Genomic DNA, 11,320 nt, shown 5'->3' with positions numbered 1-11,320 from the left:
TATAGGGTTGTTCATTCGGGCGAGGGGGTGACCCGGCAGCTCTTGCGGTTGCGAATCTGCTCGTCACTGGGCCTTTCGCGCACGAATTCAAAGCGCGGCTCGCCTTCGCTGTAATGCACCAGCCAACCCCATTCGAGTTCGCTTTCGTCCTGCCCGGGATGCGGTGGCCGGGCCCACCACGGTTCTTTGCTGAGGATCTCGCGCATGGCAGCCTCCGGTTATTGGCAATCCATGAACTATAGCTTCCTGCCGCGAGTCGGCAGAACAGGCTGTGTAGAATCGGCTCGATCATGACGAGCAAAGGAGCAGGTGATGATTGATGAGGTGCCGTCGAAGCGACTGTTTTTCGCCCTGGACTGTCCGCCTGCGCAGCGCAAGGCGATTGCGCAGTGGCGCTCGGAGCTGGGCCTGCGCACTGGCAAACCGGTGCCGGCAGATAACTTTCATCTGACCTTGCTGTTTCTCGGTGCGGTGCCGTTGGCGCAGATCCATGGCGTCTGCGAAGCCGCAAGCGCTGTGCGTACTCCGGGCGAAGCGTTGCGCATTTCACTGGATCGCTTGCAGGTCTGGCATCGCGCAGGCGTATTGTCGCTGGCACCCGAGCAGGCGCCACGGGCGTTGTTGCACCTGGTCTATGCGCTGGAGCAAGCGATGTTGCCGTTTGGCTTCGAAGAACCTGCCCGCGAGTTCCGCCCGCACCTGACCCTGGCCCGGGAGTACCGCGCGCCGGAGCCGGAAGCCAACACGCCGCCGGAGTTCTTCCTGCGTGCTGACCGCTTCGCTTTGTTCGAATCGCACAAGGGCCGTTATCGGATCTTGCAGGACTGGTCGCTGATCTGAGCTGACAAAAAAAGGCGCCCGAAGGCGCCCGCAAATTCACCCGAGCCGAGGGAGCCGGGTGAGGCCGTTCAGAGCAGGGGGCAGCGGTGGTAAGGCGCTGCGTGAACGGGAAACTTCAGAATCTGGCCAACTCACACCGATCCCCTGTGGGAGCGAGCCTGCTCGCGAAAGCGTCGGCACATTCGGCATATCAATCGCCTGGCACGGCGCCTTCGCGAGCAGGCTCGCTCCCACATTTGCACATCAGTGTGCTGCTTATTTCCCGAGCTTCACCCGAGTCCAGCCGCGGGTCATGATCCGCTGCGTGGCAATCGGCTGATCCGGCACCGCATACAAGGTCGCCATCACCGCTTGCGACGGATAAGAGCCTGGTTCATTGCGGATCGCTTCGTCCACCAACGGCGTGGCCGCTGCGTTGGCGTTGCTGTAGCCGATGCTGTTGGTGACCTCGGCGATGATGTCCGGGCGCATCAGGAAGTCCATGAACAGGTATGCGTTGTCGACGTTTGCGGCATCGCGCGGTATGGCAACCATGTCGTAGAAACTGCCGGCACCTTCCTTGGGAATGCTGTAGTCGATCACCACGTTGTTACCCGACTCCACCGCGCGGGCCTTGGCCTGCAGCACGTCGCCGGAGTAACCGACTGCCACGCAGATGTTGCCGTTGGCCAGATCCGAGATGTATTTCGACGAATGAAAGTACGCCACATACGGGCGGATTTTCATGAACAGCGCTTCGGCCTCGGCGATGTGCGCCTTGTCTTTGTCGTTCACCGGATAGCCCAGATAGTGGAGAGCGGCCGGGAGCATTTCGGTCGGCGAATCGAGGAAACTGATGCCGCAGGCTTTGAGCTTTTCTGCGTTCTCCGGTTTGAACAGCAAGTCCCAGGAATTGGTCGGGGCGTTGGCGCCGAGCACTTCTTTGACCTTGGCCGGATTGAAACCGATGCCGATCGAGCCCCACATGTAAGGGAACGCGTGAGCGTTGTCCGGATCACTGGCGGAAGCGTTTTTCAGCAGTACCGGGTTGAGGTTCTTCCAGTTCGGCAGCTTCGATTTGTCCAGCGGCTGATAAACGCCCGCCTTGATCTGCTTGGCCAGAAAACTGTTCGACGGCACGACGATGTCGTAACCGGATTTGCCCGCCAGCAGTCGCGCCTCAAGGGTTTCGTTGCTGTCGAAGACATCGTAGGTCACGCGAATGCCGGTCTCGTCTTCGAACTTTTTGACGGTGTCCGGCGCGATGTAATCGGACCAGTTGTAAACACGCAGCACCTTGTCGTTGGCCTGGGCGCCCATGACCATTGCGCCCATTAAGGACAGTGTCAGCAGAGTCCTGCCAAACATTTTCATCGGTACAACTCCCTTCTTCTTATTCAAAAACACAACACAAAACCTGATGCACACCGACCACTGTGGCGAGGGAGCTTGCTCCCGCTGGGCTGCGCAGCAGACCGAAAAAGCTTGTGAGCGCTGCGCACTCAAGCGGGAGCAAGCTCCCTCGCCACAAAAGCGATAAAGTCGTTATGCGGTCGCCGTGCGTTGCGGCTGCCACGACTCATTCGCCGTCTGGTCCATCGCTTCCTGGATCGCCCGTTTGCGGTTGGCTTCCGCCTTGCGGCCGAAGTACCAGACCAGGAACGTCACCAGCGACACCGCCAGCAGAATCAGACTCGCCACCGCGTTGATCTCGGGTTTCACACCCAGCCGCACCGCCGAGAACACTTCCATCGGCAGGGTGGTCGAACCTGGCCCCGAGACGAAACTCGCCAGCACCAGGTCATCCAGCGACAAGGCAAACGACATCATCCCGCCCGCCGCCAGCGACGGTGCGATCATCGGAATGGTGATCAGGAAAAACACCTTGAACGGTTTCGCGCCGAGATCCATCGCCGCTTCTTCGATCGACAGATCCAGCTCGCGCAGGCGGGCGGAGACTACCACCGCGACATAGGCCGCACAAAACGTGGTGTGGGCGATCCAGATGGTGACGATACCGCGCTCCTGCGGCCAGCCGATCAGTTGCGCCATGGCGACAAAGAGCAGCAACAGCGACAGACCGGTGATTACTTCCGGCATCACCAACGGCGCGGTGACCAGGCCGCCAAACAGCGTGCGACCTTTGAAACGCGTGACGCGAGTCAGGACGAAAGCGGCGAGGGTGCCCAGCGCGACCGCAGCAATTGCGGTATAGCAAGCGATCTCTAGCGAGCGCACCACCGAGCCCATCAGTTGCGAGTTGTCGAGCAGCCCGACGTACCACTTCACCGACCAGCCGCCCCAGACTGTCACCAGTTTCGAGGCGTTGAACGAGTAGATCACCAGAATCAGCATCGGCAGATAAATGAACATCAAGCCGAAGATCAGCATGAACCTGGAAAAGTTGAAACGCTTCATCCCCGTGCCTCCATCTCTTTGGCCTGGCTGCGGTTGAACAGCAGAATCGGCACAATCAAAATCAACAGCATCACCACCGCCAGCGCAGACGCCACCGGCCAATCGCGGTTATTGAAGAACTCCTGCCACAGCACCCGACCGATCATCAGGGTCTCCGGGCCACCCAGCAGTTCCGGAATCACGAATTCGCCGACCACCGGAATGAACACCAGCATGCAGCCTGCGATGATGCCGTTTTTCGCCAGCGGCACGGTGATTTTCCAGAAGTTGTTAAAGTTGCTCGAACCCAGATCCTGCGCGGCTTCCAGCAGGCTGTTGTCGTGCTTGACCAGGTTGGCGTAGAGCGGCAGCACCATGAACGGCAGATACGCGTAAACCACGCCGATGTAGACGGCGGTGTTGGTGTTGAGGATCTCGATCGGGTGATCGGTCAGCCCGATCCACATCAAGAACGCGTTGAGCAGACCGTTGTTGCTGAGGATGCCCATCCATGCATACACGCGGATCAGGATCGCCGTCCAGGTCGGCATCATGATCAACAGCAGCAGGACGTTTTGCGTTTCTTTGCCGGTCTTGGTGATCGCGTAGGCCATGGGGAAACCGATCGCCAGACACATCAGCGTGCTCAGCGCCGCGACCTTCAGCGAGCCGAGGTAGGCCGACAGGTACAGCTCGTCTTCGCCGAGCAGGGTGTAGTTGCCGATGTTCAGCAGCAGCTGGAATTTCTGTTCGGCGAAGGTGTAGATCTCCGAGTAGGGCGGGATCGACAGCGCCGCTTCCGAGAAGCTGATCTTCATCACCAGAAAGAACGGCAGCATGAAGAACAGGAACAGCCAGATGAACGGAATGCCGATTACCAGTTTTCGTCCGCTAGGCACCAGGCGCAGCAATTGCTGATTGAAAGTTCTCATGAGCGCAGTACCACGCCGCTGTCGTCTTCCCACCAGACGAAGACCTTGTCGTCCCAGGTCGGCCGCGCACCACGGCGTTCGGCGTTGGCCATGAACGACTGGACGATCTTGCCGCCGGGCAGCTCGACGTAGAACACCGAGTGGCCGCCAAGGTAGGCGATGTCATGCACCTTGCCTTCGGACCAGTTGTAGCGGCCTTCGGGCTGGGTGCTGCTGACGAGCATTTTTTCCGGGCGGATGGCGTAGGTGATCGACTTGTCCTGCACCGAAGTACTGACGCCATGACCGACGTAGATCTTCTGCTGCAAGTCCTTGCTGTGAATGATCGCGTGGCCTTCCAGATCTTCCACCACGGTGCCGTCGAAGGCGTTCACGTTGCCGATGAATTCGCAGACCATGCGGCTGACCGGTGCTTCATAGATGTCGACCGGGCTGCCGATCTGTGCGATCCAGCCCAGGTGCATGATCGCGATGCGCTGAGCCATGGTCATGGCTTCTTCCTGATCGTGGGTGACCATCACGCAGGTCACGCCAACGCGCTCGATGATCTCGACCAGTTCCAGCTGCATCTGCGAGCGCAGCTTCTTATCCAGCGCGCCCATCGGCTCGTCGAGCAGCAACAGCTTCGGTCGTTTGGCCAGCGAGCGGGCGAGGGCGACGCGTTGACGCTGGCCGCCGGATAACTGGTGCGGGCGGCGTCTGGCGTATTGGGTCATGTGCACCAGGCGCAACATTTCTTCGACACGGGCGTCGATTTCGCTGGCGGGCAAACGGTCCTGCTTTAGACCGAAGGCGATGTTCTGCGCCACCGTCATGTGCGGGAACAGCGCGTAGGACTGAAACATCATGTTGATCGGCCGCTCGTACGGCGGCATGTCGGTGATGTCCACGCCATCGAGCAGAATCCGCCCTTCGGTCGGCCGCTCGAAACCGGCAAGCATGCGCAACAGGGTCGATTTGCCCGAACCGGAGCCGCCCAGCAACGCGAAGATTTCGCCCTGATGGATCTCCAGGGACACATCGTCCACGGCCACGGTTTCGTCGAACTTCTTGGTGACACGATCGACTTTCACCAACACCTTTTTCGGTTGCTGATGACCTTCGAGTGCCTTGCGGTAAGTGCTGGAGGCGTTTGCCATGTGAAACTCCCAACAGGTTTCGTTTGCCTGGCCAACGTGGCCGGGCTTAAGTGGATTGCAAGCCTGCAAATGCACCTGTAGGAGCTGCCGAAGGCTGCGATCTTTTGATTTTGTTTTTCAGGATCAAGATCAAAAGATCGCAGCCTTCGGCAGCTCCTACAGGGCTCCTGCCCTGCGGCTTGTTCGGCGCCGCCGTCCTGGCTGCCTGGGTCGTACTTGTTGTTATTACGGGTGTTGCTGTTCACGACTGACGGGTGTGCAAACGCACACCCGCCAGCCGTGGGGGCAGTGAATCGTTATCAGGTTTGCAGGTGCGTCAGCGCTGACTGCGCCGCGCCGCGCGTTGCCGGCAAGCCTGGCCGAACGCCTGGAAAATCTTCAGGTAATTGGGGTTGTCCAGCACTTGCCATTCCGGGTGCCATTGCACGCCGAGGGCGAAGGTCGGGCTGTGTTCGACCGAGACCGCTTCGATCAAACCGTCCGGCGCCACGGCCTCGGCACGCAGGCCGGGAGCGAGGCGGTCGATGCCCTGGCTGTGAATCGAATTGACCTGAAATTCGGCGGGTAACTCCAGCGTTTCGAACACACCGCCAGCGAGCACGCTCACCGCATGAGCCGGTGCGTACTGCACCGCCACATCCGGGCTGTTGGCTTCACGGTGATCGAGCATGCCTGCCAGCTCATGGACTTTCTGATGCAGGCTGCCGCCGAACGCCACGTTCATTTCCTGGAAGCCTCGGCAGATTCCCAGCACCGGAACGCCCGCCGCGATGGCTGCACGCAATAGAGGAAGGGTAGTGGCGTCGCGGGCCGGATCGTGATCCGTGCCGGGTGCACTGGCCGGGCCATGATAGTGGAAAGGCTCCACATTCGACGGCGAGCCGGTCAGCAGCAGACCGTCGAGTTGACCGAGCAGGTCGTCGGTTTTAGTCAGGCTGCCGAGGGATGGAATGACTACCGGCAACCCCAGCGCCGCAACGCTGACCGCGCGCAGGTACTTGTCGCCGCTGATGTGATAGGGGTGCAGGCCAATCTGTTTGACGCACGCAGTAACGCCGATCAATGGCTTGAATGCCATTTTTATTCACCTCGAAGTCTGACACTTGAACGAGCTTTTCCGGAGCTTAGCGTCGTTGATTTTAATTAACAACTGTCATGTAAAAAATTCTAAACGCTGTTCCTCGGATCGCTCAGGTTTTCCGTGGTTTTGCGGCGGATCAGGCGTATGAGTGTTAATAAAGGCCCGAAAAATAAAGGCTGCGGGGCCAGCTGTTCGCTATTGACTTCACTTTGCCTTTCGGATTGACTGGCTGCGCAACACGGTGGTGAACATAATAATTAACAGCTAAATAGGTGCATCATGTCGGTCCCTCTGCGTACCGTTCAACTCAACGAAGCCAACGCATTCCTTAAGAAATATCCTGAGGTTTTGTACGTCGACCTTCTGATTGCGGATATGAACGGTGTGGTGCGCGGCAAGCGCATCGAACGCACCAGTCTTCACAAGGTGTACGAAAAAGGCATCAACCTGCCGGCGTCGCTGTTCGCGCTGGACATCAACGGCTCCACGGTGGAAAGCACCGGTCTGGGCCTGGACATCGGCGACGCCGACCGCATCTGCTACCCGATCCCCGGCACCCTGAGCATCGAGCCGTGGCAAAAGCGCCCGACCGCGCAACTGCTGATGACCATGCACGAGCTCGAAGGCCAGCCATTCTTTGCCGATCCGCGTGAAGTACTGGCCAACGTTGTGCGCAAATTCGACGAGATGGGCCTGACCATCTGCGCAGCGTTCGAACTCGAGTTCTATCTGATCGACCAGGACAACGTGAACGGCCGTCCGCAGTCGCCACGTTCGCCGGTGTCGGGCAAGCGCCCGGTGTCGACGCAGGTTTACCTGATCGACGATCTCGACGAATACGTCGACTGCCTGCAAGACATCCTCGAAGGTGCGAAAGAGCAGGGCATCCCCGCTGATGCCATCGTCAAGGAAAGCGCCCCGGCGCAGTTCGAAGTCAACCTGCATCACGTTTCCGACCCGATCAAGGCTTGCGATTACGCGGTGTTGCTCAAGCGTCTGGTGAAGAACATCGCCTACGACCACGAGATGGACACCACCTTCATGGCCAAACCCTATCCAGGTCAGGCGGGCAACGGTCTGCACGTGCACATTTCGATTCTGGACAAGGAGGGCAACAACATCTTCGCCAGCGAGGATCCCGAGCAGAACGCCGCGCTGCGTCACGCGATCGGCGGTGTGCTCGAGACCCTGCCGGCGCAGATGGCTTTCCTCTGCCCGAACGTCAACTCGTATCGCCGCTTCGGCGCGCAGTTCTATGTGCCGAACTCGCCGAGCTGGGGCATCGACAACCGTACCGTGGCCGTGCGCGTGCCGACCGGTTCAGCGGATGCCGTGCGCATCGAGCACCGCGTCGCCGGTGCTGACGCCAACCCGTACTTGCTGATGGCGTCGGTGCTGGCCGGTATTCACCACGGCCTGACCAACCAGATCGAACCGGGCGCCCCGGTGGAAGGCAACAGCTACGAGCAGAACGAGCAGAGCCTGCCGAACAACCTGCGCGACGCGTTGCGCGAACTCGACGACAGCGAAGTCATGGCCCGTTACATCGACCCGATGTACATCGACGTGTTCGTCGCGTGCAAGGAAAGCGAGCTGGCCGAGTTCGAGAACTCGATCTCTGACCTTGAGTACAACTGGTATCTGCATACCGTTTAACGACCAACACCCAACTCTGTAGGAGCTGCCGAAGGCTGCGATCTTTTGATTTGATTTTTCCAAGCAAGATCCAAAGATCGCAGCCTTCGGCAGCTCCTACATGGGAGCGGGTTATCAGATTTCGTTTGGCGTGCGTTCGCCCGTCCCCAATCCCCCTTGTCGAGCTCAAAACAATGACCACAACCCGCAACGACTGGGAACAACGCTTCCAGTCCCTGTCTATCGAATCCCGCGCCTTCATCAACGGTGAATACCGCGCCGCGATCAGCGGCGACACCTTCGAATGCCTGAGCCCGGTCGACGGCCGCTTTCTTGCCGCCGTCGCCAGTACCGATGAAGCCGACGCCAATCTCGCCGTCGAAGCTGCGCGCCAGTCCTTCAATTCCGGCATCTGGGCAAAAAAGGCTCCGGCCGAGCGCAAGCGCATCCTGATTCGCTTCGCCGATCTGATCCTGCAACATCAGCAAGAGCTGGCGCTGCTGGAAACCCTCGACATGGGCAAACCGATCAGCGATTCGATGAACATCGACATCCCGGCGACCGCCAACGCGATCCGCTGGAGTGCCGAGGCCATCGACAAGCTCTACGACGAAGTCGCCGCCACGCCCCACGACCAACTCGGCCTCGTGACCCGCGAGCCATCCGGTGTCGTCGCGGCCATCGTGCCGTGGAATTTCCCCTTGATCATGGCCAGCTGGAAGTTCGCTCCGGCGCTGGCGGCGGGCAACTCGTTCATTCTCAAACCGTCGGAAAAGTCGCCGCTGACCGCAATCCGCATCGCCCGGCTGGCGCTGGATGCCGGTATTCCGAAAGGCGTGTTCAACGTCCTGCCGGGCTTCGGTCACACCGTCGGCAAGGCGCTGGCATTGCACATGGACGTCGATGTGCTGGCCTTCACCGGTTCCACGGCGATCGCCAAGCAACTGATGATTTATGCCGGCCAGAGCAACATGAAACGCGTCTGGCTCGAAGCCGGCGGAAAGAGCCCGAACGTGGTGTTTGCCGATGCACCGGACTTGCGCGCGGCCGCTCAAGCCGCGGCCAGCGCCATCGCGTTCAACCAGGGCGAAGTCTGCACTGCCGGTTCGCGTTTGCTGGTCGAGCGCTCGATCCGCGAGCAATTCATTCCGCTGCTGGTGGAAGCCTTGCAAGCTTGGAAACCGGGGCATGCCCTGGATCCGGCGACCACCGTCGGCGCCGTGGTCGACCAGCGTCAACTGGACAACGTGCTGCGCTACATCAGCATCGGCCGCGAGCAGGGCGCCGAGCTGATTGCCGGCGGCCAGCGCACCCTCGAGGACACCGGTGGCCTCTATGTGCAGCCAGCGATTTTCGACGGCGTAACCAACGCGATGACCATCGCCCAGGAAGAAATCTTCGGCCCGGTGCTGTCGCTGATCACCTTCGATACCGCCGAAGAAGCGCTGCAGATCGCCAACGACAGCATTTTCGGCCTCGCCGCCGGCGTGTGGACCAGCAACCTGAGCAAGGCGCACACCTTCGCCCGAGGGCTGCGCGCCGGCAGCGTCTGGGTCAACCAGTACGACGGCGGCGACATGACCGCGCCGTTCGGTGGTTTCAAACAGTCGGGCAACGGTCGCGACAAATCGCTGCACGCGTTCGACAAGTACACCGAGCTGAAAGCGACCTGGATCAAGCTCTAATTCTTTTACAGCGGCGGTCGCCCTTTATTGGCGGCCCTCGGAGAGACCTATGAAACAGCAACATGTAAACAGCTACTACGCCGCCACCCGCAACGAAGTCATCGATTTTCCGATCCTTGAAGAAGCGGTGGACTGCGATGTCTGCATCATCGGCGCCGGCTACACCGGCCTGTCCTCGGCGCTGTTCCTCAGCGAGGCGGGCTACAAGGTCACGGTGCTGGAAGCGGCAAAAGTCGGCTACGGCGCCAGCGGTCGCAATGGCGGTCAACTGGTCAATTCCTACAGTCGCGATGTCGATGTGATCGAAGAGCGCTACGGCGACAAGACTGCAGAAATCCTCGGCAGCATGATCTTCGAAGGCGCCGACATCATCCGTTCGCGGATCAAGGATTACGACATCCAATGCGACTATCGCCCGGGCGGTATTTTCGCGGCGATGAACAAGAAACAGCTCAACGGTCTGGCCGAGCAGAAGCGCCACTGGGAGCGCTACGGCAACCGCAATCTGAAGCTGCTCGATGCGGCGGACATTCGCCATGAAGTCGGCTCCGAGGCTTACGTCGGCGGCCTGTTGGACATGCAGGGCGGCCACGTTCATCCGCTGAATCTGGCGCTCGGTGAAGCCGCTGCCATTGTGCGTTTGGGCGGCAGGATCTATGAGCAGTCCGCCGCCGTGGAAATCAGCTACGGCGAGCCCATCACCGTGCGCACCGCCAAGGGCCTGGTACGCGCCAAATACCTGCTCATCGCCGGCAATGCTTATCTGCCGCAGGGTCTCGACAATCGTGTCACGGCGAAAAGCATGCCGTGCGGTTCGCAGATCGTCGTCACCGAACCGCTGACCGAGCAACAGGCGCGCAGCCTGATCAGCAACAACTACTGCGTCGAAGACTGCAACTATTTGCTGGATTACTACCGCCTGACCGCTGACAACCGTCTGCTTTACGGTGGTGGTGTGGTCTACGGCGCGCGGGAACCCGACGACATCGAACAACTGATTCGGCCGAAGATTCTCAAGACCTTCCCGCAGCTCAAGGACGTGAAAATCGACTACCGCTGGACCGGCAATTTCCTGCTGACCATGTCGCGCATGCCGCAATTCGGTCGCATCGAGAAAAACGCCTATTACATGCAGGGCTACAGCGGCCACGGCGTGACCTGCTCGCATCTGGCCGGCAAACTGATTTCGGAAATGATTCGCGGCGACGCCGAACGCTTCAATGCCTTCGCCTCCTTGCCACACATGCCGATGCTCGGCGGCCGCACCTTCGCCGCACCGCTCACCGCTTTGGGCGCGGTCTACTATTCCCTGCGCGACCGTTTCGGCGTCTGAGTGACCTCACCGGCGGCGGTCCGCGGGCCCCGCCGGTTCACCCCTGTGGGAGCGAGCTTGCTCGCGAAGAGGTCATATCTGCCAACATCTCTGTCGTCTGACACACCGCTTTCGCGAGCGAGCTCGCTCCCACATTGGCCGTATTGCCAAGGCGGGAAAGACTTTCGTCACACCATCCATCGAACCTGCTGAGCAACACCCGCAAACGTGATTTAATAGCCGCCTTTCACGGTTCCGGGACACGGGAGCAACGTGATCCGCGCGACCTGCGCGGCACCCGCCACCCACCCCCATCGCCC

General features: G+C 60.1%; 10 protein-coding genes. 4 read left to right on the top strand and 6 right to left on the bottom strand.

Going from position 1 to position 11,320, the window contains the following annotated elements; translation table 11 throughout:
• Positions 1–11 precede the first annotated feature (11 nt).
• Positions 12–206, bottom strand: coding sequence for a hypothetical protein (locus tag VNV36_RS04245; protein ID WP_024013337.1), 195 nt, complete (start codon positions 204–206; stop codon positions 12–14).
• A 106-nt stretch (positions 207–312) separates the two neighbouring features.
• On the opposite strand from VNV36_RS04245, the gene thpR reads away from it, so the two are divergent.
• On the top strand, positions 313–840 hold the full coding sequence (gene thpR / locus VNV36_RS04240; protein WP_325716551.1) for an RNA 2',3'-cyclic phosphodiesterase: 528 nt from the start codon (positions 313–315) through the stop codon (positions 838–840).
• A 255-nt stretch (positions 841–1,095) separates the two neighbouring features.
• On the opposite strand, the gene VNV36_RS04235 is transcribed toward thpR, so the two are convergent.
• The 5 genes from VNV36_RS04235 to VNV36_RS04215 all read right to left on the bottom strand — a co-directional run bounded on the left by VNV36_RS04235 (position 1,096) and on the right by VNV36_RS04215 (position 6,365).
• A complete protein-coding gene (locus VNV36_RS04235; RefSeq protein ID WP_024013335.1) occupies positions 1,096–2,193 on the bottom strand; it encodes a polyamine ABC transporter substrate-binding protein in 1,098 nt (365 codons plus the stop codon).
• A gap of 171 nt (positions 2,194–2,364) precedes the next feature.
• A complete protein-coding gene (locus tag VNV36_RS04230; protein ID WP_325716547.1) occupies positions 2,365–3,237 on the bottom strand; it encodes an ABC transporter permease subunit in 873 nt (290 codons plus the stop codon).
• On the bottom strand, positions 3,234–4,148 hold the full coding sequence (locus tag VNV36_RS04225; protein WP_325716545.1) for an ABC transporter permease subunit: 915 nt from the start codon (positions 4,146–4,148) through the stop codon (positions 3,234–3,236). The genes VNV36_RS04230 and VNV36_RS04225 overlap by 4 nt, the downstream gene beginning before the upstream one ends.
• Positions 4,145–5,287 (bottom strand): ABC transporter ATP-binding protein, encoded by a 1,143-nt coding sequence (locus tag VNV36_RS04220; RefSeq protein WP_325716543.1) that lies wholly within the window; start codon positions 5,285–5,287, stop codon positions 4,145–4,147. Before VNV36_RS04220 ends, VNV36_RS04225 begins: the two co-directional genes overlap by 4 nt.
• A 316-nt stretch (positions 5,288–5,603) precedes the next feature.
• Positions 5,604–6,365 carry a gamma-glutamyl-gamma-aminobutyrate hydrolase family protein gene (locus tag VNV36_RS04215; protein ID WP_325716541.1) on the bottom strand — a complete coding sequence of 254 codons (762 nt, stop codon included), beginning with the start codon at positions 6,363–6,365 and terminating at the stop codon, positions 5,604–5,606.
• A gap of 282 nt (positions 6,366–6,647) precedes the next feature.
• Between VNV36_RS04215 and VNV36_RS04210 the strand changes: the two genes are divergently transcribed.
• The 3 genes from VNV36_RS04210 to VNV36_RS04200 all read left to right on the top strand — a co-directional run bounded on the left by VNV36_RS04210 (position 6,648) and on the right by VNV36_RS04200 (position 11,021).
• On the top strand, positions 6,648–8,024 hold the full coding sequence (locus VNV36_RS04210; protein ID WP_325716539.1) for a glutamine synthetase family protein: 1,377 nt from the start codon (positions 6,648–6,650) through the stop codon (positions 8,022–8,024).
• 173 nt (positions 8,025–8,197) lie between these two features.
• Positions 8,198–9,688, top strand: coding sequence for an aldehyde dehydrogenase (locus tag VNV36_RS04205; protein ID WP_325716537.1), 1,491 nt, complete (start codon positions 8,198–8,200; stop codon positions 9,686–9,688).
• Positions 9,689–9,737: 49 nt separating this feature from the next.
• On the top strand, positions 9,738–11,021 hold the full coding sequence (locus VNV36_RS04200) for an NAD(P)/FAD-dependent oxidoreductase (protein ID WP_325716535.1): 1,284 nt from the start codon (positions 9,738–9,740) through the stop codon (positions 11,019–11,021).
• The last annotated feature ends 299 nt before the right edge of the window (positions 11,022–11,320 follow it).

Origin of the sequence: Pseudomonas sp. (assembly GCF_035554175.1) — a bacterium.
Classification (GTDB): domain Bacteria; phylum Pseudomonadota; class Gammaproteobacteria; order Pseudomonadales; family Pseudomonadaceae; genus Aquipseudomonas.
Note: the sequence above shows the minus strand (reverse complement) of the source record. Positions and strands in the feature narration are given on the sequence as shown.

What these genes read in the sequence shown, in the direction of transcription:
- VNV36_RS04245 (WP_024013337.1), bottom strand. Translation starts at nt 206, where the DNA reads ATGCGCGAGATCCTCAGCAAAGAACCGTGGTGGGCCCGGCCACCGCAT.
- thpR (WP_325716551.1), top strand. Translation starts at nt 313, where the DNA reads ATGATTGATGAGGTGCCGTCGAAGCGACTGTTTTTCGCCCTGGACTGT.
- VNV36_RS04235 (WP_024013335.1), bottom strand. Translation starts at nt 2,193, where the DNA reads ATGAAAATGTTTGGCAGGACTCTGCTGACACTGTCCTTAATGGGCGCA.
- VNV36_RS04230 (WP_325716547.1), bottom strand. Translation starts at nt 3,237, where the DNA reads ATGAAGCGTTTCAACTTTTCCAGGTTCATGCTGATCTTCGGCTTGATG.
- VNV36_RS04225 (WP_325716545.1), bottom strand. Translation starts at nt 4,148, where the DNA reads ATGAGAACTTTCAATCAGCAATTGCTGCGCCTGGTGCCTAGCGGACGA.
- VNV36_RS04220 (WP_325716543.1), bottom strand. Translation starts at nt 5,287, where the DNA reads ATGGCAAACGCCTCCAGCACTTACCGCAAGGCACTCGAAGGTCATCAG.
- VNV36_RS04215 (WP_325716541.1), bottom strand. Translation starts at nt 6,365, where the DNA reads ATGGCATTCAAGCCATTGATCGGCGTTACTGCGTGCGTCAAACAGATT.
- VNV36_RS04210 (WP_325716539.1), top strand. Translation starts at nt 6,648, where the DNA reads ATGTCGGTCCCTCTGCGTACCGTTCAACTCAACGAAGCCAACGCATTC.
- VNV36_RS04205 (WP_325716537.1), top strand. Translation starts at nt 8,198, where the DNA reads ATGACCACAACCCGCAACGACTGGGAACAACGCTTCCAGTCCCTGTCT.
- VNV36_RS04200 (WP_325716535.1), top strand. Translation starts at nt 9,738, where the DNA reads ATGAAACAGCAACATGTAAACAGCTACTACGCCGCCACCCGCAACGAA.